We start from the raw sequence: 24857 nt of genomic DNA, 5'->3' as shown, positions 1-24857 counted from the left end.
TTCTCTTATAAGACACCTTTAGAGCTGGGCAAAGTGTTGCCTTCTATACGGATAGCTTGTCTTAGGGTACGGCCAAAGACTTTAAACAGACTTTCAGCACGATGGTGATCGTTCTTACCTTTCGTTTTCAGGTGTAAGGTACATCCCATTGTATAAGAGAGGGAGCGGAAAAAGTGTTCGATCATCTCTGTGCTTAAATCCCCGACGCGTTGGTGTTTAAACTCAGCTTTATATTCGAGGTGCGGTCGGCCGGAAATATCCAGGGCGCAACGGGCAAGACATTCGTCCATTGGAAGCGTAAATCCGAAACGGGCAATACCACGTTTATCACCTAATGCTTGTTTCAGAGCTTCCCCCAACGCAAGGCCGGTGTCTTCAACAGTGTGATGATCATCAATATAAAGATCACCATCAACTTGAATGTTCATGCGGAAACCACCATGAGTGGCGATCTGATCCAGCATATGATCAAAGAAACCGACACCGGTATTAATGCGACTCTCTCCTTCACGATCCAACCAAATTTCAATATTGATCGCAGTTTCTTTCGTTTTACGATTTACGCTGGAATAACGATCTTTACGGGTCAACTGTTCACAAATAGCTGACCAGCCCTGTGAATCAGCTTGATAATGAATACCTTGTATTCCCATCTTTTGGGCTAATTGCAGGTCAGTTTCCCGATCACCAATCACATAACTGTTTTTGTCATCCATAACACCATCTGCCAGATATTTCTCGACCAAGCCGAGTCTTGGTTTGCGGCAATCACAGTTATCTTCCGGTTTGTGAGGGCAGATTAATACCTCTTCAAACTGAATACCTTGTGAGGTAAGAACTTGTATCATCAGATTATGAGATGGTTCAAAATCAGCTAGTGGAAAACTGTTTGTACCTAATCCATCCTGATTAGTGACCATAACCAGTTTGTAACCGGATTTTTGCAGGGTCAGCAGAGCAGGGATCACTCCAGTCTCAAATGCCAGTTTATCAAGGCGATCAACTTGATAATCAGTTGGTGGTTCAGTAATCAATGTTCCATCGCGATCAATGAAAAGCAATTTCTGGCTCATGGATTTTCTGTTTCCTGTACTTGTTGAGTTTGTTTGCAAAGAGTAGCAATGGCATTGACAAGTTGCTCACATTCACTACGGCTGCCAACAGTAATACGTAAGCAATTTTCTAACCCTGGTTGTTTTTGTTGATCGCGCAGGATAATGCCTTGATCCCATAATGTTCTGAATACTAATTCAGCATTGGTGAATCTCACCAGAATATAGTTAGTTCCACTGGGGAATACCTTTTCCACTAATATCAGTTCATCAAGTGCTGCTTGTAGATAAGCACGATTAGCAATAATTTCTTCTACCCGGTTTTGCATTGCTTGAATGCCTGTTGCAGTTAACGCTTGTGCTGCGATGTCTGCAACAGGCGTAGCAAGTGGATAAGGAGCAATCACTTTCAACATTAGCGCGATAATATCGGCAGAAGCCAGAGTAAATCCACAACGTAGCCCTGCTAAAGCAAAAGCTTTCGAGAGGGTTCGCAAAATCACCAAGTGTGGATACTCTTTCAGCCAGTGAATGGTACTATTTTGCGGGCTGAATTCGATGTAGGCTTCATCAATGGCAACAATGGCATGATTGCGGGCAAGTTCGAGGATCTGGCGTAATGCAGCGGGGTCAATCAGATTACCTGTTGGATTATTTGGGTTGCAAATATAGATCAATTTGACGCGATCCAGATTACTTTGGATTGCTGTAATATTTGGCTGCCAGTCAGTACTGCTGAGGATCTTTTTCTGCTCGACACCGAAGGTTTCAGCACTGACACTGTACATACCATATGTTGGAGGGCAAAGCAGAATGGCATCTTTACCCGGTTCGCAGAAAACGCGGATCAGCAGTTCTATGGATTCATCAGCTCCACGGCTGACAAGCACTTGTTCTGGTTGCAGGTCTGTGTAATCTGCATAACGCTGAATAACCGTTACAGGTTGGCACTCAGGATAACGGTTGAGAGTTTTTTCCGAGAATTGAAAATCAGGAGCGGTGTGATATTCGTTGGCATTTAACCAAATATCACCATTGCCACCCAGACGACGGGCTGACATATAAGGGACTAATTTGCGGATATTTTCTCTTGCCAGTGAATTGACATCAAGAACAGTGCTCATTATTTCTCCTTAAGCTTTGGGCTACGTGTCGGCGTTGTCTGTATATTTGTACTGTTCAGAGCAGCTATGCGTAATGTGACCGCATTCTTGTGTGCAGTGAGTTGTTCTGTCTGTGCTAGTGTTTCTATGGTTGGTGCAAGGTTTTTTAAACCTTGTGGCGTGAGTTTCTGAACTGTCATTCTTTTCAGGAAATCAGCCAAACCGAGGCTTGAATAGGTTGAGGTATAACCATAAGTTGGTAATACGTGATTTGTACCGGAAGCATAATCTCCCGCAGATTCAGGCGACCAGTCGCCAAGGAAAATGGAACCAGCATTGGTGATTTTATCTACAAGCTGTTCTGGTTGCCGTGTTTGGATGATCAAATGCTCAGGGCCATATTGGTTACTGATTGTCACACATTGGTCAATATTAGCAGTGACAATGATACGGCTGGATCGTAAGGCCTGAATCGCGATTTGTTGACGTGGCAGTGTGAGAAGTTGTTTCTCAATTTCACGAGTGACCTGTTTGGCATAATTTTCGTCAGGTGTGACCAATATGACTTGGGAATCTGGGCCATGTTCTGCTTGTGAAAGTAGGTCTGCTGCTGTAAATGTGGGGTTAGCGCTATTATCAGCAATTACCAGTACCTCTGAGGGGCCAGCGGGCATATCAATGGTTGCACCATCAAGGTGTTGGCTTACTTGTCGTTTGGCTTCGGTGACCCATGCGCTACCTGGGCCAAAAATTTTATCCACTTTAGGGATGGATTCTGTACCAAATGCCATTGCTGCAATGGCTTGAGCACCACCAATCTGAAATATTTCGCGGATACCGCATAATTGGGCAGCATAGAGTATTTCATCAGCAATCGGTGGTGGAGAGCATAAAATTACCTTACGGCACCCTGCGATACTGGCAGGTGTTCCGAGCATCAGCACAGTGGAAAGTAATGGCGCGGAACCTCCGGGGATGTATAGCCCTACTGAATCAATTGGTCGTGTAATTTGTTGGCAGTACACACCGGGTGTGGTTTCTACTTCAACCACTGTTGGTTTTTGTGCTTCATGAAACAGGCGGATATTGTTCATGGCCTGTTGCATGGCCTGCTTGATTTCTGATGTCAGGCGTTTGGTTGCGGTGTTAATTTCATCTACAGAAATTTGGATGGTATTAACTGCGATATTATCGAAACGTTGACTAAGCTCCCGTAATGCTTCATCTCCGCGTTCTTTGACGGTTTCCAGGATCTGTTTTACCGTACGGGCAACATCTTCAGATGCGGCAACAGCGGGGCGGGTCAGCAGTATTTGCTGTTGCTCTGGCGTACACTCTTGCCAGCGAATGATGGTGTTAAAATCAGCGGCATTGCTCAAAGTTATATTAAGATTGGCACTCATCAAGGTTACTCCATCATCTTTTCAATGGGCAAAACAAGAATGGAACTGGCACCCAGTGTTTTGAGTTTTTCCATCGTTTCCCAGAATAGAGTTTCACTGCTGACCATGTGCATGGCGACACGGTTTTGAGCTCCGGCCAGTGGCAAAATAGTTGGGCGCTCTGCGCCCGGCAGTAATGAAATAATTTCTTCTAACTTGTCACTTGGGGCATGTAGCATGATGTATTTGGACTCACGAGCTTGAATGACACCTTGAATGCGGATCATTAACTTATCAATGAGTTGTTGTTTGGTTTCTGGCATTTCACCATCACGCTGGATCAGACAGGCTTTTGAACGATAGATAACTTCAACTTCCCGCAGACCGTTTGCTTCCAATGTTGCACCAGTTGACACCAAATCACAGATGGCATCGGCCAATCCTGCCCGGGGCGCGACTTCAACAGAGCCATTGAGAAGACAGGGTTTGAATTGAATGCCTTTTTGATCCAGATAGCGTTTTAATAGGTGTGGGTAAGAGGTGGCGATACGAGAGCTTTGCAAACATTCCACGCCAGTATAGTCATAATCAAGAGGGGCGGCGAGAGAAAGGCGGCAACTACCAAAATCAAGGCGGCGCAGTGTGGTATATTGTGGGCTATCTCCCTGTGCGCAACGGCTAAGTAGTTCTTCTTCAAGTACATTTTCACCAACAATACCTAAATCGACAACACCATCCATTACAAGGCCGGGAATATCATCGTCGCGGACACGTAGGATATCAATGGGCATATTTTCTGCGAATGCGATCAGGCGCTGTTGTTGTAAATGAATTTTGATGCCACAGCGCGCCAGTAATGTCTGGGAGTCATCACTCAAACGGCCTGATTTCTGCATAGCTATCCGTAATCGAGTTTTATCTAACATGTTATGTCTACCCTATATCAATATATAAATTTAAAACTTAGGTAACTCGGAATCTGTTGGGCATAAAAAAACCCCCGGAAAATCTTCCGAGGGTTTTTTTATCGTATTCATACCACCGGAAGAGTTATTAAACGTCTTCCAGCACAAACAGCCTGAAAGACTAATCAGGATGATGGTGGTGATGGTTAAATTGAATACGATTCATAATATGTGTGTTCTCTGCCGAATACGTGATTGATAATTTGAGTGTACATTTGTTGTCTTCCAAGTCACAGCCTTGTAGGCAATAGCATATTTTAGCGTTACTTATGTTTGGTCTACTTTGTGACTTCAGGAAAACTTTATGCTTCACTTTATATATATTATATGTTTGCTATAGGTTAGCAGACATAAGAAATTGGTTGCGTGCCATTTAACCTATCTGATCCTGTGTATGAAAAGCAACCCTTTTTTAAAAAAAGTTATTTTTAGCTATTAATCTTTTGTTTTATATGAAAATTATGTTTTATCCTCTTTAGGTAAGTGAGCGGGTGATATCCTTTACAGGCACAATTTGCTTCAATAATCAAAATCATATGAGCTGGGGAGAATCATGGTGAAAAAGGTTTCAATTATTGGACTGGGATGGCTGGGAATGCCATTGGCACAAGCTTTGCGGAGGAGTGGTATACAGGTAGTCGGTAGCAAAACAACCCCGGATGGTGTTGAAGCAGCCTGTATGTGTGGAGTTGACTGTCATTTATTGAATTTGACTCCTGAAATCATCTGTACACCTGATAAGCTTGAACAACTTATGTCAGTTGATGTATTGGTTTTGACATTGCCTGTCAGCAGAGTTGCAGGAGGTGGGGCAGAGTATGTCAGAGCAATACAGTTACTTGTTGATACTGCGCTCTCGTATTCTGTTCCTCATATTATTTTTACCAGTTCAACTTCCGTTTACGGCTCTTCTGTCGGCCATCTCAATGAAGATGCACCATTGTTTCCTGAAACTCAATCTGCTAAGGCATTGGTTGAGCTGGAAAACTGGTTGCATCAATTACCCAATACATCTGTTGATATCCTGCGTTTGGCGGGTTTGGTAGGTAGTGGTCGCCATGCAGGACGTTTTCTGGCAGGGCAGAAAGCCATTGCTGGGGGAGAAAATGCAGTTAATTTAGTTCATCAGGATGATGCTATCTCTGCTATTAAGCTCCTTATTCAGCGTTCTGAAGGAGGCAATATTTATAACTTGTGTGCTCCGGAACATCCCAGAAGATCGGAGTTTTATTCGCAAGCCTGCCGTCAGCTTAATTTGACCCCGCCAGAATTTTTACAACCGGAAGATGAAGAAATGGAAAATCACGCAGGGAAATGTAAAACAGTTGATGGGAGCCGCATCTGCCGGGAACTGGGGTTCGAGTATCAGTATCCAGACCCCGGTAGAATGCCGATGAGCCTGTAATTAGTTTATTTCAATCATAACGATTTTTTGGAACGCTGGTCTTTCAGTCATTAATTGATACCAGCGTTCTAAGCTTGGCAGCGATGGATGCTCTGTCACGACATTAATCCATAGGTAGACAAAGGGAGCAAGGGCGATATCGGCCATGCCAAATTTATCACCGGAAAGATAGGTTTGTTTGCCTAATGTTTCATCAGCAATTTTCAGCAGTTTTTTTATCTCTGCAAATGCTTGAGAGATGATTTTTTGATCGCGTTGTGCTTCTGGAGTTCTGACAAAGTTTATCATAAGCTGTTTGATTGGAGGAAAGAGATTACAGCCTATCCAATCCATCCATTTTTCGACATTATATTTTTCTTTAATATCAGTTGGATAAAGAATATCTTTGCCAAATTTTTCCGCAATGTAACGAACAATCACATTTGATTCCCACAGAATAAAATCATCATCCTGTAAACATGGAATAACACCATTGGGATTCATGTGCAAATATTTCGGTTCATCAAGTTTGCCAAATTTTCCACCAACATCAATTTGCTGATATGGGATCTTTAATTCTTCCAGACACCAAAGAACCTTTTTTACATTTGATGAATTTTTACGGCCCCAGACTGTTAACATCATTTTTTCCTTAATATCAGGTTGTTCTGAATTATTGATAATATGACAATAAATGCATGTGAATGACAGTAAAATCTTTACGTTATTGGATTGGAGTCTTATCTCATAACATCCTATATTAATAGAGGTTTTGTATTTTGGCTGTCAGAGAAAAAAGGCGGGAGATGATGAAAAAAAGCGGTCAGATAAAGATAATAAAGTCTTTTACGGTGGGGCTGAGTGTTTTTTGGCTGGCAAGTACCAACTTATACGCGATAAATGAACCAGCTGAGCCAGAGATTGATGCTAAAGCTTATATTTTGATGGACTATGCCAGTGGAAAAATTCTGGCGTCAAATAACCCTGATGAGCGTTTGGATCCTGCGAGTCTGACAAAAATGATGACCAGCTATGTGATTGGGCAGTCGATGAAAGCTGGCAAAATTTCCCAAGAGGATTTGGTCACTGTCGGAAAAGATGCCTGGGCGACAGGTAATCCGGTGCTTAAAGGGTCATCCCTGATGTTTTTAAAACCCGGAGATAGAGTTAAAGTCATTGATTTAAATCGTGGTATTGTGATCCAGTCTGGTAATGATGCCAGTATTGCTCTTGCAGATTATGTTGCAGGCAGTCAGGATGCTTTTGTTGATTTAATGAATAAATACTCTCAATCGCTGGGTTTGACAAATACTCATTTTAAGACTGTTCATGGTTTAGATGCTAGCGGGCAGTATAGCACTGCTCGTGATATGGCACTTTTGGGGCAAGCAATGATCCGTGATGTTCCAGAAGAATATGCACTGAATAAAGAAAAAGAATTCACTTTCAACAAAATCCGCCAGCCTAATCGCAACCGCTTGTTGTGGAATCAAAACATGAGTGTGGATGGTATAAAGACAGGCCATACCAGCGGAGCAGGATATAATCTTGTCGCCTCTGCAACAGAAGGCCCAATGCGTTTAATCTCAGTTGTTCTGGGGGCTTCAAGTGATCGAATTCGTTTTGTGGACAGTGAAAAGCTTCTGGCATGGGGTTTTCGTTTTTATGAAACCAGTATCCCACTTAAGGCCGATGATGTACTGGTAACCGAAAAAGTGTGGTATGGAACCCGCCCGGAAGTTGCTTTAGGGGTAGAAAAAGATGCGGCAGTTACGGTTTTGCGTGGGCAGTCGGGTAATTTGAAAGCAAGTTTTACACTGAATCAGACACCACTGGAAGCGCCATTGACAAAGAATCAGGTTGTAGGAACGGTTAATTTTATGTTGGATGGTAAGGTCATTGAACAACGCCCGCTGGTAGTAAAAGAAGCTGTTGAGGAGGCGGGGTTCTTTGGCCGCATTTGGGATTTTATTGTACTGACCGTCAGCGGTTGGTTTAACTCAATTTTCAGTTAGTGAACGATTAAGTAAAGATATAATAACTTGAAAATAGTTAGAAGTTAAAAAAATGCCAGTCACCTTTATCGTGGCTGGCATTTATTTCAGGGCAGCGACTGTAGAAAGCTGCCTGATATGTTCATTACATCACAGAGTAAACGGCTGCTGAAATAGCAATTGACCCTGTCAAAATAACAAAGATATTGCTTGGCTTGCCTGCATATTTGCGCATAGCCGGAACCTTATGAATAGCATACATTGGCATGATGAACAGGATCATGGCAATGATTGGCCCACCCAGAGATTCAATGATGTTCAGGATACTTGGGTTAAGTGTTGCTATAATCCAGGCACTGATTAGCATGAACAAATTAGTGATACGATTCAGTGTCTTGTGCTGAATAGTTTTTCCTTGCGTGATCAGTGCCTTGTTAACGATGCCATTAAAGCCTTCACGGGCACCCAGATAGTGACCAAGGAATGACTTGGTAATTGCGATAAAGGCAATGAATGGTGCAATGTATTCAATGACTGGAGCATTAAAATGGTTAGCGAGATAAGACAAAATAGTAATGTTCTGTGCTTTAGCTTCTGCCAGATTTTCAGGTGATAGGCTTAGTACGCAGCTCAAGACGAAGAACATGACTGTCAGTACCATCATAATGTGAGCATAGCCCAGAATGCTTGAACATTTTTTCTCCGCATTTTCACCGTACTCTTCACGTTTTGCCACAGCAAATGCAGAGATGATCGGGGAATGGTTGAAAGAGAAAACCATTACTGGGATTGCCAACCACAGGGTGAACAATAGGCCATGACTATTGGTTGAAGATACGGCATTTTCCAGCGATAAAGTATCAAAGATAGCAGTGTTCCAGTGAGGGATTAGATACAGAGCCAGAAGCATCAAAACGGTGACAAATGGGAACACTAGGACACTCATTGCTTTGACAATGGCTTGTTCACCGAAACGAATAATGCTCATGACGCCCAGGATTAATAACAGTGCCAGCAGTGCACGAGGTGGAGCGTCCATATGTAGCTGGTGGATAATAAAACTATCTACTGTATTGGTTAGTGCAACACTATAAACCAGCAGGATAGGGTAAATTGCAAAGAAGTACAGAATAGTGATCAAAAAGCCCGCAACTTTACCGAAATGCTCTTCTACCACGCCAGTGATATCTTCGCCGCTATTTTTGCCGGACAGGACAAAGCGACACATTCCGCGGTGAGCAAAGAATGTCATCGGAAGTGCAAGCAGTGCCATGATGATCAGTGGTATTAACCCGCCAATACCGGCGTTTATGGGAAGAAACAGAACGCCAGCGCCAATGGCTGTACCATATAATCCCAACATCCATACAGTGTCTGATTTACGCCAGGTAGAGTAATCGCTTTTGCCGGAAGCAGAGGATGCGATTGAACCTGTTTGAGATGTGTCCATAAATATCTCCGAAAAAACGCGGTAAAGTAAAATTTAAAAACTGCTAAACCCGCACATTAATAAAATGCGCGAATTGGATTCGTTATAATGAGTAATAAATTGTCAGATATTGTTCTGATGTTTATTTAAACACTTTTATTTCTATACAAATAATATTGCCTAAAATACGGTCATCTTAAGCAGAGGATTCGAGATCCAGTTTAGTTCTATTTTTTGATGCTTAAATCAAAAAAGCTTAACCACATACTTTTGATAGGGGAAATATAATTATTTTTAGTAAAATGTACCGTGATCGCTCTCGCAATTGTAAGATTTATATCATAAAGTTAGTATGTTATGAATTTTTATGATGATGTTAATTAAATATTAAAATAAAATGCATCCATAAAAAGTGGATAATAAATATCATCAGTTGAATTTTAACATTCTGTGTTTGTTCTACTATTCCTGATTTTTCATTCAAGTGTTAATATATTATTTTTTCATGAGGGATTCCAGTCCCAGATTAATATAACTTTTATCTCTTTAGCTATAAATTCCTTCCCCTTTATTTCACTGTATCATTATGAAATAACAGTAAAATAATAGTGTCTTTTATTTTGGTTTAAAATGTGTGCTGTATGATTGGGATTTTGATTTCATTAATGTTATGAATTAATAATCTTCTTGATGTTAAAAAAACATTGAATGAAAAAAAATCAAACAAGGTTTGATTTGTAAAGAAAGAGTAATCTTATTACGGTTATGAAATGTTGTATATAGCGTAAGTGTTTTATACCGATTGCTGATTTATTTGTTTTTTAGATAACCCAGAGGCTTGGTTAAATGAGAAGTTATTGTGTTCAGCCACACTCACTTTTTTAATCATAGTCCCCCCAGTTACAATGTTCTAATTTTCTGGGGGAATCCATTTTCTATTGCTTGCTATGTTGAGTGCTTGATTTAACTTTGTATCCAACCTCTTCTGATTAAAAAGGCACAGCAGAATTGGTAAAGGTAGGTTAGTTTGCTTTGCAAACATGCTCCATACAGGTGCCAGAATATTTGGGAAAATGCACATCCCATAAGGCTGACCAAAAATGCGCCAAGCATATCAATTGGCCAGTGAACTCCGACATAGACTCTGGCCCAGGCAATAGCGCAGGCAATAACCGTCAGGCAAAAACCTGACCAGATGCGGTGCCAGAAGATAAATGCTAATGCGAAAGTAAACACAGCTGTACCGTGATTACTGGGGAAAGAAACTGTTGGCGCATGAGCAAGAAAATTATGGCCAACACCTTCAACAAAAGGGCGTGCATGAGGAACCAGCATTCCAATGATTGCTGAAACCGTCATTGCAAAGGCAAAGGCAATACAAGATTTGCTGACAACAATGCGCTGGTGTGAGATAGCTTCTTTTTTCCCCCAAAGCCAGCAAATTGCTAAGGTGGTGGGGTAAATATACACCATATATTTTGCAACAAAGATTGAAAACATGATCATGCCTGGTGATGAATCTGGTGTAGCATTGATAAGAGTAAATAAATCGTGGTTCAGTTGTTCTAGCAAAATGAGCCTCACACAGCGCATTGAAGTAAAAATATGATAATGTGCTTTTTATCAAATATTGTGCAAAACAGTAATTTTATCATGTGGCTTAGTAAAGAGATATCGCCTTAATTCGTCATGTTGTTTAATACTGATTAAATTTGAGGTGAGTAAATAATATATTGATAAGCGCAGGGCAGGATACTCCTTAGGCGTGCTTTTTTCCTTTCCGGTATAAACAAAAAACCCGATAGTCTTTAACCAAAGGGGATGACCATCGGGCTCCTCAATATGGGGACATCAAAGAAAAGCAGTGGCACTAATTGAGACTGTGTGAAAACATGAAAGTTCTCGATATCGAAAAAAAATTACAGAATTTTTTTAATGCGGCAGTAGTTTGAGCTGTATGGGTTGGAATTTTGTGGAATATTTAGGCGTATACCGCTATTCAGAAAGAGAATTTTTCTTTCACCTAAATAGCGGATGCTATGATTATTTGTACAGTTCCAGGTTTTCTTTGGCGTAGTCTTCAAAATCTGTACAACCGCCAATGTGTTTTTCATCAATGAAAATTTGAGGAACCGTCTCAACAGGTTTACCTACTGTTTTTGATAAGTCGTCTTTGGTGATGCCTTCTGCCCAGATATCAACATAGCGGTAGTCAAAATCTTCGCGCTCTGTTTTTAATTTTTCAGCTAACTCTTTAGCGCGGACGCAGTATGGGCAACCAGGACGACCAAAAATGACTGTGTACATATAAACTCCTTATTGGTAATAATCATGGACTACATAGATATGTCATCTTGGGTTACTATGCCTGTAAGCGTGGGTAAAAAAAAGCAGGAATTTCATTTCGTTTTAATCAATCCCGCCAATTATACCTCGTGGATTTCAAAATGTAGCCAACAAAGGAGGCAACTTGAAAGACGAAGGATATAGCAGATATTTATGTATGATAGCCTGATGAAACGGTTAAAAAAGCATCTCACATATCAGATTTGGAAGGTAGTCAACAAATGAAGAAAAGTACATCAAAAGAGATGCGTTCGTTGGCTGATATGCCAAAGCTGGTTATTTTATTAGAAATATTGGGAATTGGGTTGTTGGCTTTAGTCTATTTGTCGATAACTGGTAGTATAATTCTATCGCCTTTATTAATGACGACAGAAGCACACATTGCTATGATCTTATTGGGTATTGGTTGTTTGATACCCGCAGCTATCCATATTATCTGGCGTGCGATCTATAATCTTTCTTTCTTAGGAATTGATCATAAGAAAGCAGGTAGAAATCATCAGATTGACTCTGATGAAGAAAAAACAAAATAGGTTAACGATTTCATGTTGCTATCCTAGTCGTGTTTTCTGAAGGTAGCATATGTCACTTTTAGTCATATGAGGTTGATTCAATGGATTCTATGGTTATCCCAAATTTAGCAACATTACGTAATTGGCTTGATAAACTCAAAATCTCTTATTTTGAGAATGAAGCAAGTCCAGTATTACATTTGCCTCATATGCAGAACATTGATGGCTTGTTTGATGCCAAGCTTGATCTGTTAGGGGATGTTGTCTTTTTCTCCGCTTTGGCGGAAGTCAGGCCAACTGCGATTATTCCATTAGTGGCAAATTTGAGTCAGATTAATGCCAGTTCCCTTACTGTTAAGGCATTTCTTGATGTTCAGGATGAAAATTTACCCAAGCTGATTGTTTGTCAGGCGTTTCCTATCGCTGCTGGTATGACTTTCCAACAATTTTCTCATTTTCTGAAGCAGAGTGAGGAACAAATTGCTAATGTGATCTTTGAAGTTCACAGTAATAATTTCCTTTATGTTAATAGTGATATGGAAAGTGAAATGGAAGTGGAAGATGAAGAATTACAAACTTCGACGTTTACCTTGCACTAATATTTTTTAATGTGGTTTTTTACAATGCAATGTGTGCAGTATACTGCGGGGCATTGTCACTCCTGCCAGTGGCTTGATAAGTCCTATTTAAAACAATTATCTGATAAACAAGAACATTTACAACAACTTTTACAAGAATCATCAATAACGTGCTGGCAGCCTCCTGTTGCCAGTCAACTTACTGAGTTTCGTAATAAAGCTAAAATGGTAGTGAGTGGCAGTGTTGAACGTCCGCTACTTGGGATGTTGCATCGGGATGGCAGGGCAGTCGATCTTTGCGATTGTCCTTTGTATCCACAACACTTTCAATCAGTATTCGAAGTAATAAAAGTATTTATTGCTAAAGCGGGATTAGTTCCATACAACGTTGCGCGTAAAAGAGGTGAGCTCAAATATATTTTATTGACCGAAAGTCGTGCTAACAGAGAAATGATGCTGAGGTTTGTGCTGCGTTCAGAAACCAAATTGGAACAGCTAAAACGTGCTTTACCGTGGTTACAAGAACAATTACCACAATTGGTGGTGATTTCCGCAAATATTCAGTCTGTCCATATGGCGATCCTGGAAAGTGAAAAAGAGATAATTCTTACTGAAAAGAAAACGTTACAGGAAAATTTTAATAATATTCCGTTGTATATTCGTCCCCGTAGCTTTTTCCAGACTAATCCCGATATTGCTTCACTATTATATGCGACTGCCGGGCAGTGGGTCAGGGAATTAAATATAAACAGTATGTGGGATCTGTTTTGTGGTGCAGGTGGTTTTGGTCTGCATTGTGCAGATAAAGAGACAAGGCTGACTGGTATTGAAATCAGTGAGGAAGCCATTGATTGTGCCAAGAACTCGGCTAATAGCCTTGGACTTAAACATGTTGAGTTTCAGGCACTGGATTCTACACGTTTTGCTCTTGATAAATCTCAGATCCCTGAGTTGGTGTTGGTTAATCCTCCACGCAGGGGAATTGGTAAGGAGCTTTGCCAATATCTTAATCGGATGGCTCCTAAATTTATTCTTTATTCAAGCTGTAATGCTGAGACTATGGCAAAAGATATCACTATGCTCGGACGATACCGAATAGAGAAAGTACAATTATTCGATATGTTCCCCCATACAGAGCATTATGAAACGCTGGCATTATTAGTTATTGATGGCAATTAACCGGAACGAGGGATATTTCCATTGTTGATAACAATTTGTTGGTAATAATTTACTGATAACAAATAGCAATCAACAATGGAAGCGAAAATAACAATAATGCAGATAATTTTAATTACGTTGCTCAAATAATAAGGTGCGTCGTTCAATCAGACGCATGAGTAGTGTTAAAAGGCCATTTATACAAAGATAAATAATACCTGCGGCAACAAATACTGTTGCATCATAGCTGCGGCCAAACTGGAGTTGGCTGTATCCCATTATATCCAGCAGTGTTATCGTACTAGCCAATGAAGTGCTTTTGAAAATTAATACAACTTCATTTGAATAGGAAGAAAGTGCTCTTTTGAAGGCATAAGGTAATAGAATGCGCATGGAATGTGCTTTTGACATCCCAAGCGCGTCGCAGGATTGCCATTGTCCGGCAGGGATCGCTTTAACTGCACCGTAAAAAAGTTGAGTCGAATATGCTGCACTATTTAATGCCAATGTCACCATAGCACAAAGCCACGGTTCGGACATGAGTTGCCATAACCACGGATATGCTTTCAGTGACGGAAATTGCCCTGGGCCGTAGTAAATCAAAAAGAATTGCACGAGCAAGGGTGTTCCGGTAAACAGTGTGATGTAGCCTTTCACCAATTGCGATAATATCGGCAGTTTCATCGTCAGAATAGCAGTCAAGATGACAGACGTCATAAATGCTACCAGCAATGCGGTAACAGTCAGGCTTAGGCTGGTTTGTAAACCTGGCAAAATATCCTTTATATACTCAAACATCGGAAGCACTCCGTTCAAAATGAGTAGCACGCACTTCAAGTCGTTTAAGGATAAATTGGCTCACCAATGTAATAAGTAGATAGATAATGGCGGCAATCATATACCAAGTGAATGGCTCTTGTGTGCGGGTGGCAATACTTTTTGTTTGTAACATCAAATCATTAACACTTATCAGTGAAACCAATGCTGTGTCTTTCAGTAAGACTAACCATTGATTACCAAGCCCCGGCAAAGCATGACGCCACATTTGCGGCATAATTAAACGAAAAAAGATACGGCCTTGGCTTAACCCTAATGCTTGCCCGGCTTCTCGTTGTCCCATCGGGATTGCTTTCAATGCCCCTCTCAGTGTTTGAGAGGCATATGCAGAATAAAGCAGGGAGAGGGCAATAACACCACAAAGGAAAGGGCTGACATCAAAACTGTCAATTTCCATTTGTATCCTGAATTGCCACACCACAAGATTGATATCAATGCCTTCTGACAAGGTGATCAGAAGTTGTGAACTTCCAAAATAGATAAAGAAAACCACCAAAATTTCAGGTAACCCACGGATCAAAGTAACCCAGCAGGCTCCTAGAAATGCAAAGGGTTTCCAACGGGAAGACTCCCAGATAGCAAAAAGCATTGCCAGAATCAGACCAGTTACAAGAGATACAACAGCAAGGCCGACGGTTATACCGGCGGCACTGATTAAAGATTGAAGTTCACTCATAGAGATTCAGCTAATTATTGTTCAAACCATTTTTTGTAGATAGTGCCATAAGTACCATCTTGCTTGATTTCAGCCAGAGCCTGGTTCAGTTTGTTCAATAAGACGGTATTGCCCTTACGAACAGCTATGCCTAAACCTGTACCGAAGTAATTTTTGTCAGTAACTTTTTCGCCAATAGTACTCAGTTCTTTATTCTTTTTTAGCCACTCATTAACAACGGCTGTATCACCGAATAGTGCATCAATACGCCCATTTTTCAGATCAAGGATCGCATTTTGATAGCTGTCATAAGGAACGCTTTTTAGCTCCTTATGCTGTTCCATGAGGTATTTTTGATGGGTTGTGCCGTTTTGAGTACCTACTTGTTTTCCTTTAAGTTCAGTAACTTGGGAATATTTCCCTTTGACAGTGACAAATATGGCCGAATTATCATAATAAGTATCAGTGAAATCAACTTGTTTCTGTCTGTCTGGTGTAATATCGATACCCGCCATCAATACATCAACGCGGCGGAATTTCAGGCTGGGAATGAGACTATCGAATGCTTGGTGGGTGAAGGTGCATTCGGCATGGATTTTTTTACACATAGCGTTTGCTAAATCCACATCGAATCCCTGGATTTTATTATTTGCATCAATAAACTCAAAGGGGGGATAGGTTGCTTCAGTGGCAAAACGGAGAGTTTGTTTCTCTGCTGCGGTCGCGGATAGTGTTATTGAACTTAGTAAGGCTGCAAGCAATAATTTTTTCATAGCCATGTCCTGTAATTCATAAGTATGTGGTTGATGAATGTTATTAAAGTTATTGGTGTTTATTTGTTAACGAGTTATCTGCCTGGCTGAATTAATATGACAGGGTTAGTGTGACAAATAATTAGCAAAGGCTTCTGTGTGAGGCTTCAAAAAATGGCTTGCATCACCTTTTTCTATAATTCGCCCTTTCTCCATATAGATGAACTGACTTGCTGTTTTACGGGCAAGCTCTACTTCATGTGTCACAATAATTTGAGTGATCCCGGTCTCTGCCAATTCTTTTATTATGTCAACGATTTGAGATGTGATTTCTGGATCAAGTGCAGAGGTGGGTTCATCAAACAGCAGAACTTGAGGTTCCATCATCAACGCTCGTGCAATGGCGACACGTTGCTGTTGTCCGCCTGACAAATGTAATGGAAAACGATTGGAAAATTCCTCCAGACGAAGACGGGAGAGTAATTTTGCTGCTTTTTCCTGCGCTTGTTGTCTAGGTAGCCCTAATACTTGACGGGGAGCTTCGGTCAGGTTATCCATTACAGTCAGATGTGGCCACAAATTGTATTGTTGGAAAACCATACCTACTTTCTGCCGTAAGGCACGGATTTCTTTTTCGCCAGGGGGGTGTTTAAAGTCAAATTGATGCTGTGCCATACTTAACTGACCAGAACGTGGCATCTCCAGTAAATTCAGGACTCGCAGTAAGGAACTTTTGCCCGCACCACTAGGCCCTAGTAATACTATGGTTTCTCCTGACGTACATTCGAAATTGATGTCAAACAGAGCCTGATTAGTTCCATAGAAACAATCGATGTTTTTTAATTGAATTCTCATGCGAAAAATATGAATAGTTAGCTGGTTGATGGGATATTAATCTCAAAGGAATAACTATGCAATAATATCTGCATAAGATTGTTGTTTTAGTCAATTTAATAAGTTAACTAATCAGGCTGTCGATATTTTATCTGGTTTCTTTTTGTTCTCTAATATGGTTTTTTCGATTAAGTATTATGCTGTTAAATGATGTTGCAAATTTCTTATACTAAAAACATGAGCTAAATCTACTGGGTAAAAAATGCAATAAATATGGGTGTCATTAAACTCAAAATGAAACCATGAACGATAGCTGCGGGTACGATACTCAAACCACCACAGCGCTGTAATATTGGTAATGTGAAATCTATTGATGCAGCTCCGGTTAAACCCAATGCTGTAGAACGGTATCGATTGATTAGCATGGGGATGAGCATGATTGATGCCAGTTCACGAGCCAAATCATTGAAAAAAGCAGTACTGCCTAATACTGGACCATAGGCATCAGAGAGTAAAATGCCAGAAAGAGAATACCAGCCATAGCCAGATGCAACGGCAAGGCCTGTTTTGGTCGGTAGCCCCAGTAGAAAAGCAGCCAGCATACCACCTAAAAGAGAACTGACAGCGACAACGATAGCAACAATGGTTCCACGGCGATTGATCAGGGTTTGTTTCAGGGTCATGCCGTTATTACGTAGCTGAATTCCAACAAGAAAAAGTAAAAAAATTAAGGTGATTTCACTCGCTTTGCTGGCAAAATGAAACCATGACCATTCCGTCAAACCAAATAGAAAACCCAATATTAGAGCACCGCATAATTTAATGGAATCAAATGCCATATGTAGACGGGAAGGAGGGCTTTCTTGCTTATATTCTGCGATAATCCACGGTTTTCTTTTATCCAACAGGAAAAGTGCCAGTAAATTAGTTACAAAGATGCACAGAAAAAATGTCATCGCATATAGCAAGATAGAGAGTAGGTTACTACCCAGATTTTCTAGCATAGCAAGGCTGATACCCATGAAAATGAGGATGAGATAAACCATGACATTGAGCAGTTGGTGAACTCTGATAAGTATCGTTTTATTATTTAGACGGATCAGATAACCCAGGCTCAATGGAAGGAGGATAATTAGTAATCCTGAATACATGTCACAATCCTTATTATAATAAACGTCTTTTTATCTGTTTTTATACCCTTTATCTTACGAGCTTCATTATTAGCTGCATTCACACTTATGGCCGTAGCAGATAATCTATCGGGTATATCTTTAACTGGTCATAAAAACCAAAAAAATAATAACAACAATAAATTTACACTGGAGTAACAAGTAGGATAAAGGGAAACCTACTGAAATTCAACGCGTTTTTTACTATATGATAAGGTTGAAATCATTAAATAAAATGAAGTGATTTTGATACTGAATAGAGAGGTATACTATTGAATTGTATATGAATTTATGATATTAGAGGTTTCAATCAATTGTCATTGGTATTTAATGATAAAGTTCTTCTGATTCTTACATCTATTTCATTTATATCCAATTTATTTACATCTGACACATTTATATCTATCGTGGATAGACAATTGGCATATTAGAGTTGATAAGAACAGAAGAGGTGAGGTGTTGTGCCAAGCTTATCGCTGATTTTAGATTCTTAGCCAGAGAAAAAGTGATATGGCTATTGGATAATAACACGCCACAAATAACGTTTGTTTATCTGTGGCGTGGAAATTACGAATTAATTTGATTACTCTTTTTTGATTTTAAGCCATCTTCCAAAGGAACAATAAGACTGGCATGAGTGCCTTTAGGGCCTTGATTAACACTGAAATTCACTTTTTGTCCCGCTTTCAGCGTTCTATAACCATCCATCTGAATGGTTGAATAGTGAGCGAATATGTCATCGCCGCCGCCAGCCGGGCAAATAAATCCAAAGCCCTTTGCATTATTGAACCATTTAACTGTACCTGTTTCCATACTTCTCTATCCCTCGTATTATGATTTCGGATTTAGGAATCACTAAAAATTTCAGGATTATGAACAGTCGTTCAGCTAGGAATGGTGTTCATAAAATACACTGTAGTGAAATTCATTTCATCGTCAAGCATAGAAATAGCGTCAGGTTGTCTCAAATCGCTAAAGTTTGATATAGATAACGGTATCAGATTTTCAGGTGGAAGACTTGCTCTGATCGTCTATGGGAATAAGCAGAGTGCTTTATGCAGTGATAAAATATATAGAGGTAGAATGAATTAGTTCATACTAAAATCCGGTAGAAAGATAATACTCAGTGGAAAGACAATGAGTCAGTTTTATAACAGCTTGAATCTTGAAGAATTTGTTGAAGATAAAGAAAAGCAAGCGTTACAGCCGCCGTCAATGTATAAGATTATTCTGAACAATGATGATTATACCCCTATGGAGTTTGTGGTTGACGTATTGCAAAAGTTCTTTTCTTATGATGTTGAACGAGCAACGCAACTAATGCTGGATGTCCATTACCAAGGAAAGGCTATTTGCGGTATTTATACAGCAGAGATCGCAGAAACTAAGGCTGCGCAAGTGAATATGTATGCGAAGGAGCACGAGCATCCGTTACTTTGCACGCTAGAAAAGGTCTGATCTGGCTTATTGATTTTGGGAGGAGGTGCTTATGCTCAATCAAGAATTGGAGCTTAGTCTCAACATTGCTTTTGCCAAAGCAAGGGATAGCAGACATGAATTTATGACTGTAGAGCACCTATTGCTGGCGTTGTTAAGTAACACATCAGCGCGAGAAGCACTGGAGGCTTGTAAGGTCGATCTGGCAATATTACGCCAGGAATTAGAAAATTTTATAACTCAAACAACCCCTTTACTATCTGAGAATGATGATCGAGATACACAACCAACGTTGAGTTTTCAGCGTGTTTTGCAACGTGCCGTATTTCATGTTCAATCTTCAGGGCGCTCAGAAGTTTCTGGGGCAAATGTGTTAGTTGCTATTTTTAGTGAACAGGAATCTCAGGCGGCTTATTTACTGCGTAAGCATGATGTTAGCCGACTGGATGTTGTGAATTTTATATCTCACGGAACACGTAAAGATGAACTCGATAATGAGCCTCATCACAGCGTTAATCCAGTTCAGGAAGAACAAGTGATAGGTGAAGATCGATTGGAGAATTTCACGACAAACCTGAATCTGTTAGCGCAGAAAGGGCAGATTGATCCACTTGTCGGACGTCAGCATGAATTGGAAAGGACAATTCAGGTGTTATGTCGTCGGCGTAAGAACAATCCTTTGTTTGTGGGTGAATCCGGGGTTGGTAAAACAGCGATTGCGGAAGGGCTTGCATGGCGTATTGTGCAAAAAGATGTCCCGGAAGTGATGAAAGATTGCACGATTTATTCATTGGATATTGGTTCGTTACTGGCAGGAACAAAATATCGTGGCGATTTTGAGAAGCGCTTCAAAGCCTTGTTAAAAACATTAGAACAAGATAGTAAAAGTATTCTCTTTATCGACGAAATTCATACCATTATCGGGGCTGGTGCTGCTTCGGGTGGGCAAGTGGATGCTGCTAATCTGATTAAACCACTTTTATCCAGCGGTCGTATTCGGGTAATTGGTTCAACAACTTATCAAGAATTCAGCAATATCTTTGAGAAAGATCGCGCTTTGGCTCGTCGGTTCCAGAAAATTGATATTCTTGAGCCTTCTTCTGAAGAAACAATACAGATTATTCATGGCTTACGTGCCAAATATGAGGCGCATCATGATGTCCGCTATACATCGAAAGCTATTCGGGCTGCTGTTGAGTTATCTGTGAAATACATTTCTGATCGCCATTTGCCAGATAAAGCTATTGATGTGATTGATGAAGCAGGGGCTCGAACGAGGTTAGTCCCGGTCAGTCGTCGCAGAAAGACAATCAATGTTTCAGACATTGAATCTGTTGTGGCTCGTATTGCCCGTATTCCGGAGAAAACAGTTTCAGCCAGTGATAAAGATGTATTGAGAACACTGGATGATCGTTTGAAAATGTTGGTTTTTGGTCAGCACAAAGCAATTGGAGCATTAACAGAAGCCATTAAAATGAGTCGTGCTGGATTGAGGCAGGAGTATAAACCTGTTGGTTCTTTTCTATTTGCGGGGCCTACAGGGGTTGGTAAAACTGAAGTGACAGTTCAGTTAGCCAAAGTACTTAATATCAAGCTACTGCGGTTTGATATGTCTGAATATATGGAACGTCATACTGTTAGCCGCCTGATTGGTGCACCGCCAGGTTATGTTGGCTATGATCAGGGTGGTTTATTGACAGATGCTATTATCAAACACCCTCATTCTGTATTGCTGCTTGACGAAATTGAGAAAGCTCATCCTGATGTATTCAATTTACTGCTGCAAGTCATGGACAATGGAACATTGACTGATAACAATGGCCGGAAGGCTGATTTCCGCAATGTTATTTTGGTCATGACAACCAATGCCGGGGTGCGTGAGACCCAGCGTAAATCCATCGGTTTCACTGAGCAGGATAACAGCATTGATGGTATGGGAGAAATTAAGCGAATCTTTACCCCTGAATTCCGTAATCGACTTGATAGTATCATTTGGTTTGATGCACTTTCTGCGGAAGTTATTCAGCAAGTAGTTGATAAATTTATTGTTGAATTACAAGCTCAGTTGGATGAGAAAGGTGTTTCTCTGGAAATCAATACAGATGCCCGTCAGTGGTTATGTGATAAAGGGTATGATAAAGCGATGGGAGCCCGTCCTATGGCTCGCGTGATCCAGGATAGCCTGAAAAAACCTTTAGCCAATGAATTACTGTTTGGTTCCTTAGTGCATGGCGGATCTGTCAGGATTACTCTTGATAAAGATAAGCAGGTACTGAAATACGATTTCAAAGGCGTGCAAAAGTCGAATAAGAAAAAATCAGAAGATGCCGTACTATAGCTGCATATAAATAACTGCATATAAATAAGTACGGCAAACACTGGCCGTATGACTGAGAACGACACCACAGGAGAATGCTGAAAAATACATTACCTGTGGTGTTAAGAAGGTCTGTGAATCAGCGGCTACGGAAGACGATACGGCCTTTGCTCAGGTCATATGGGGTTAGCTCAACTGTAACCTTGTCTCCAGTCAGGATGCGGATGTAGTTCTTACGCATTTTGCCTGAAATATGAGCAGTAACGACGTGTCCGTTTTCTAGTTCGACACGGAACATAGTGTTTGGCAGTGTGTCTAACACAGTGCCTTGCATTTCAATATTGTCTTCTTTGGCCATCTAATCCTCTAAATGTAACAACCATAGTCTTTAACCGACAAGATAATGCCGAAAAACCCTCATTATGTAAAGGAATGTCGTATTTTAAACCATCATTTTCCTCATAATGGAATTGACACTCCCACCGTAAACAGCATAAATCACCAAGTGTTGATTATAATTCCAGCACTTGTGTATCCCAACAGCCTGCTTGCAATGATTGTTTTTTACCTTGCTCAAGATACTGGAGAAATTCTCTCCTTGGAATATTTTTCGCGCCCAGTGACTCTGTATGGTGATTTAGCACCTGACAGTCAAACAGCTGACCGCCATGACGTAAAAAATGGTGATAGAATGCCACAAAAGCGCACTTAGATGCATTCTCTATTTTGCTGAACATTGATTCACCACAAAATAGCGCTCCTACACTAACACCGTATAATCCACCAACAAGCTGGCGTTTATGCCAGACTTCAACCGAATGAGCCCGACCTTCCTGATGTAAGGTTTGGTAACCTTGCTGAATATTAGCTCCGATCCACGTACCTTCTTGTCGCTGGGCACAGCCGTATATCACCTGATCGAAAGCATAGTTTACCGTAATTTGATAAGAATGTTTGCGAATAAAACGTCGCAGAGTACGTCCGGTATGTAATTCTCCCGGGATTAGAACCGCCCTGGGATCCGGAGACCACCATAAGGGAGGCTCATCAGGCGAAAACCATGGAAAAATTCCCTTACTATAAGCGGCCTTTAAGCGCTCTGCACTCAAATCTCCTCCGAATGCCAATAGACCATTCGGCTCTGCTAATGCATTGGTTGGATGAGGAAATTCACATGAGTTATCCAATTGAGCTATCAACATAAAAGTTATCACTCCTACTCAGGATAATATTGCCGTTGATAGAATTGGTAATAACGCCCGTGCTGGGACAGTAACACATCGTGTTGCCCTTGCTCAATGATACGCCCCCCATCCATTACACAGATACGATCCATGTATTGTAAGCCAGTTAGCCGATGGGTAATCACAATAAGCGTTTTATTTTGGCAACCATCGCGTAATAGCGACAGAATTTGTTGTTCAGTATCTGCATCAAGCCCTTCTGTCGGCTCATCCAGAAGCATAAGTGGAGAATTATGCAGCAATGCTCTGGCAATGCCCAATCGGCGTTGTTCACCGCCAGAAAGTTGGCGTCCACCTTCGCCTATCCAACAGTTTAGCTTTTCATTATTGTCTAGCAAGTTTCCTAATCCGACCTGCTTTAAAACAGTTGTTAATTGTTCATCAGTAGCATCTGGTTTTGCCAATAACAAATTTTCACGCAGAGTATGACTGAATACATGTATTCGCTGGGGAACGATGGACATCATCGATCTCAGTGTAGCTTCATCATAACAAGAGATAGGCTGTTGGTTGATTAAAATCTCTCCGTGATCAACATCCCATGCACGGGTCAATAACTGTAAAAGAGTTGATTTACCGCAGCCTGTTTTGCCCAACAAAGCAATATGTTCACCAGCTTGCAGAGACAGAGAAATGCTCTGTAATACAGGTAAAGGTTGATTAGGATAAGTGAAATCAATGTTTTTTATCTCAAGACTGAGATTATCTGTACTTTCTGGCCCGTGCTCAGGGAAGGTGACTTCAGCTTTCTGATGGATTAACTGAGAGACACGTGTAGCTGAGGAGATAACTTGCCCCATGTGCTGGAAAGCTACAGTGACTGGCCCAAGGGACTCAAAAGCAGCAAGAGCACAGAATGTAAACAGAGCAATCAACGCTCCGGGTTGATTGTTTCCGCCTATACCTGCTGCTGCCAGCCACAGTATCAGTGTCACTGTGATGCCAGTGGCAAAAATCATAATGGCTTGAGAAATCCCCGTCAGATTAGCTTGTTGTTGTTGACACTTTAACCACTTGGATTCAACCTCAGACATTGAGTGGCGGAAGCGCTGGAAAGCACCGAATACGGTCAACTCCGCCTGGCCTTGTAATGCACTGGTGAGCAATGTTCGATATTGGCCGCGTAATAAAGTGATATTCCTGCCGTAAGGTTTGCCCACATGATAAAACACAAAAGGTAATGTCAGCAGCAGCCCTAACAGAATACCACCAAGAGTATAGGCAAGCGTCTTATCAAGGAACCCCAAGCCAAATGTCAGGACAATAATGACGGTAAGTGCAGCAAGGACGGGAGACATGACGCGTAGATAGAGATGATCTAACGTTTCGACATCAGCCACAATCCTATTCAATAACTCTCCCTGGCGAAAACGAGTGATACCTCCCGGAGAAAGTGGCAGGATCTTCTGGAAGGTAAAAACCCGAAGATGAGCCAATACCCGGAATGTAGCATCATGGCTGACCAACCGCTCACCATAACGTCCGGCAGTGCGAAAAATAGCTGCCCCACGGACACCTGCCGCAGGCAGCATATAATTGAAGGTATATTTTCCGGCAAATCCTGCTACAGCAGTGCCGGCAAGAAACCAACCGGACAGCGTAAGTAAGCCAATACTGGCTAGTAGGGTTACAACTGCCAAAATCATACCTAAGCTAATAAGAAACCAATGGCGGCGGTATAGTGCGAGAAAAGGGAGTAATACACGCAT

General features: G+C 41.0%; 24 protein-coding genes and 1 other annotated feature. Of the genes, 7 read left to right on the top strand and 17 right to left on the bottom strand.

Annotation, left to right across the window (positions count from 1 at the left end; genetic code table 11):
* Window positions 1-5: 5 nt before the first annotated feature.
* The 4 genes from hisB to hisG are packed head-to-tail and all read right to left on the bottom strand — an operon-like array spanning window position 6 to window position 4463.
* A complete protein-coding gene (gene hisB, locus HGO23_RS12565; protein WP_209026829.1) occupies window positions 6-1073 on the bottom strand; it encodes a bifunctional histidinol-phosphatase/imidazoleglycerol-phosphate dehydratase HisB in 1068 nt (355 codons plus the stop codon).
* The gene (gene hisC, locus HGO23_RS12560; protein WP_209026826.1) at window positions 1070-2176 is read right to left on the bottom strand and encodes a histidinol-phosphate transaminase; all 1107 of its coding nucleotides are present in this window, start codon (window positions 2174-2176) and stop codon (window positions 1070-1072) included. The genes hisB and hisC overlap by 4 nt, the downstream gene beginning before the upstream one ends.
* Window positions 2176-3558 (bottom strand): histidinol dehydrogenase, encoded by a 1383-nt coding sequence (hisD, locus tag HGO23_RS12555; RefSeq protein ID WP_209026824.1) that lies wholly within the window; start codon window positions 3556-3558, stop codon window positions 2176-2178. Before hisD ends, hisC begins: the two co-directional genes overlap by 1 nt.
* 5 nt (window positions 3559-3563) lie before the next feature.
* Window positions 3564-4463 (bottom strand): ATP phosphoribosyltransferase, encoded by a 900-nt coding sequence (gene hisG, locus HGO23_RS12550; protein ID WP_099136699.1) that lies wholly within the window; start codon window positions 4461-4463, stop codon window positions 3564-3566.
* Between the two features lie 62 nt (window positions 4464-4525).
* Window positions 4526-4648, bottom strand: a sequence feature (His leader region).
* 407 nt (window positions 4649-5055) lie between these two features.
* Here hisG and HGO23_RS12545 point away from each other — a divergent pair.
* Window positions 5056-5907: an SDR family oxidoreductase gene (locus HGO23_RS12545; protein WP_099136700.1), complete on the top strand. Its 852-nt coding sequence runs from the start codon at window positions 5056-5058 to the stop codon at window positions 5905-5907.
* Here HGO23_RS12545 and HGO23_RS12540 read toward each other — a convergent pair whose 3' ends face one another.
* Window positions 5908-6528 carry a glutathione S-transferase family protein gene (locus tag HGO23_RS12540; RefSeq protein ID WP_209026823.1) on the bottom strand — a complete coding sequence of 207 codons (621 nt, stop codon included), beginning with the start codon at window positions 6526-6528 and terminating at the stop codon, window positions 5908-5910.
* A 167-nt stretch (window positions 6529-6695) separates the two neighbouring features.
* Between HGO23_RS12540 and HGO23_RS12535 the strand changes: the two genes are divergently transcribed.
* Window positions 6696-7901 carry a serine hydrolase gene (locus HGO23_RS12535; protein ID WP_425330516.1) on the top strand — a complete coding sequence of 402 codons (1206 nt, stop codon included), beginning with the start codon at window positions 6696-6698 and terminating at the stop codon, window positions 7899-7901.
* A 124-nt stretch (window positions 7902-8025) separates the two neighbouring features.
* Here the strand turns inward: HGO23_RS12535 and HGO23_RS12530 are convergent, their stop codons facing one another.
* The 3 genes from HGO23_RS12530 to HGO23_RS12520 all read right to left on the bottom strand — a co-directional run bounded on the left by HGO23_RS12530 (window position 8026) and on the right by HGO23_RS12520 (window position 11616).
* A complete protein-coding gene (locus tag HGO23_RS12530; protein WP_209026821.1) occupies window positions 8026-9330 on the bottom strand; it encodes an HAAAP family serine/threonine permease in 1305 nt (434 codons plus the stop codon).
* A gap of 942 nt (window positions 9331-10272) precedes the next feature.
* Window positions 10273-10902 (bottom strand): undecaprenyl-diphosphate phosphatase, encoded by a 630-nt coding sequence (ybjG, locus tag HGO23_RS12525; RefSeq protein ID WP_209026820.1) that lies wholly within the window; start codon window positions 10900-10902, stop codon window positions 10273-10275.
* Window positions 10903-11352: 450 nt separating this feature from the next.
* Window positions 11353-11616 (bottom strand): GrxA family glutaredoxin, encoded by a 264-nt coding sequence (locus tag HGO23_RS12520; RefSeq protein ID WP_099136705.1) that lies wholly within the window; start codon window positions 11614-11616, stop codon window positions 11353-11355.
* 260 nt (window positions 11617-11876) lie between these two features.
* Here HGO23_RS12520 and HGO23_RS12515 point away from each other — a divergent pair, with 260 nt between their 5' ends.
* From HGO23_RS12515 to rlmC, 3 genes are all read left to right on the top strand, one after another.
* A complete protein-coding gene (locus HGO23_RS12515; RefSeq protein ID WP_099136706.1) occupies window positions 11877-12188 on the top strand; it encodes a YbjC family protein in 312 nt (103 codons plus the stop codon).
* Between the two features lie 80 nt (window positions 12189-12268).
* A complete protein-coding gene (locus tag HGO23_RS12510; RefSeq protein ID WP_099136707.1) occupies window positions 12269-12766 on the top strand; it encodes a type III secretion system chaperone family protein in 498 nt (165 codons plus the stop codon).
* A 24-nt stretch (window positions 12767-12790) separates the two neighbouring features.
* Window positions 12791-13924: a 23S rRNA (uracil(747)-C(5))-methyltransferase RlmC gene (rlmC, locus tag HGO23_RS12505; RefSeq protein ID WP_209026819.1), complete on the top strand. Its 1134-nt coding sequence runs from the start codon at window positions 12791-12793 to the stop codon at window positions 13922-13924.
* Between the two features lie 108 nt (window positions 13925-14032).
* On the opposite strand, the gene artM is transcribed toward rlmC, so the two are convergent.
* The 6 genes from artM to cspD all read right to left on the bottom strand — a co-directional run bounded on the left by artM (window position 14033) and on the right by cspD (window position 18963).
* A complete protein-coding gene (gene artM, locus HGO23_RS12500; RefSeq protein WP_099136709.1) occupies window positions 14033-14701 on the bottom strand; it encodes an arginine ABC transporter permease ArtM in 669 nt (222 codons plus the stop codon).
* Window positions 14694-15416, bottom strand: a complete 723-nt coding sequence (gene artQ / locus HGO23_RS12495) for an arginine ABC transporter permease ArtQ (RefSeq protein ID WP_209026818.1) — start codon at window positions 15414-15416, stop codon at window positions 14694-14696. Before artQ ends, artM begins: the two co-directional genes overlap by 8 nt.
* Before the next feature lie 14 nt (window positions 15417-15430).
* Window positions 15431-16168, bottom strand: coding sequence for an arginine ABC transporter substrate-binding protein (gene artJ / locus HGO23_RS12490; RefSeq protein ID WP_099136711.1), 738 nt, complete (start codon window positions 16166-16168; stop codon window positions 15431-15433).
* A gap of 105 nt (window positions 16169-16273) precedes the next feature.
* Entirely contained in the window at window positions 16274-17002 is a 729-nt protein-coding gene (gene artP / locus HGO23_RS12485) for an arginine ABC transporter ATP-binding protein ArtP (RefSeq protein WP_209026816.1), read from the bottom strand.
* Between the two features lie 227 nt (window positions 17003-17229).
* The gene (locus HGO23_RS12480; protein WP_209026814.1) at window positions 17230-18132 is read right to left on the bottom strand and encodes a LysO family transporter; all 903 of its coding nucleotides are present in this window, start codon (window positions 18130-18132) and stop codon (window positions 17230-17232) included.
* 585 nt (window positions 18133-18717) lie between these two features.
* Window positions 18718-18963 carry a cold shock-like protein CspD gene (gene cspD, locus HGO23_RS12475; RefSeq protein ID WP_099136714.1) on the bottom strand — a complete coding sequence of 82 codons (246 nt, stop codon included), beginning with the start codon at window positions 18961-18963 and terminating at the stop codon, window positions 18718-18720.
* 324 nt (window positions 18964-19287) lie between these two features.
* On the opposite strand from cspD, the gene clpS reads away from it, so the two are divergent.
* Together clpS and clpA are read left to right on the top strand one after the other, a co-directional pair.
* Window positions 19288-19608 carry an ATP-dependent Clp protease adapter ClpS gene (gene clpS / locus HGO23_RS12470; protein WP_099136715.1) on the top strand — a complete coding sequence of 107 codons (321 nt, stop codon included), beginning with the start codon at window positions 19288-19290 and terminating at the stop codon, window positions 19606-19608.
* 31 nt (window positions 19609-19639) lie between these two features.
* Entirely contained in the window at window positions 19640-21925 is a 2286-nt protein-coding gene (gene clpA, locus HGO23_RS12465) for an ATP-dependent Clp protease ATP-binding subunit ClpA (protein ID WP_209026812.1), read from the top strand.
* A 118-nt stretch (window positions 21926-22043) separates the two neighbouring features.
* On the opposite strand, the gene infA is transcribed toward clpA, so the two are convergent.
* The 3 genes from infA to cydC form a co-directional block, all read right to left on the bottom strand.
* Window positions 22044-22262: a translation initiation factor IF-1 gene (gene infA, locus HGO23_RS12460; protein ID WP_002211347.1), complete on the bottom strand. Its 219-nt coding sequence runs from the start codon at window positions 22260-22262 to the stop codon at window positions 22044-22046.
* Window positions 22263-22416: 154 nt separating this feature from the next.
* A complete protein-coding gene (gene aat / locus HGO23_RS12455) occupies window positions 22417-23106 on the bottom strand; it encodes a leucyl/phenylalanyl-tRNA--protein transferase (RefSeq protein ID WP_099136717.1) in 690 nt (229 codons plus the stop codon).
* A 14-nt stretch (window positions 23107-23120) separates the two neighbouring features.
* Window positions 23121-24857: a heme ABC transporter ATP-binding protein/permease CydC gene (gene cydC / locus HGO23_RS12450; protein ID WP_209026810.1), complete on the bottom strand. Its 1737-nt coding sequence runs from the start codon at window positions 24855-24857 to the stop codon at window positions 23121-23123.

The sequence above is a fragment of the Xenorhabdus budapestensis genome (assembly GCF_017743015.1).
Classification (GTDB): Bacteria; Pseudomonadota; Gammaproteobacteria; order Enterobacterales; family Enterobacteriaceae; genus Xenorhabdus; species Xenorhabdus budapestensis.
This window is presented reverse-complemented; position numbering and strand designations above follow the sequence as displayed.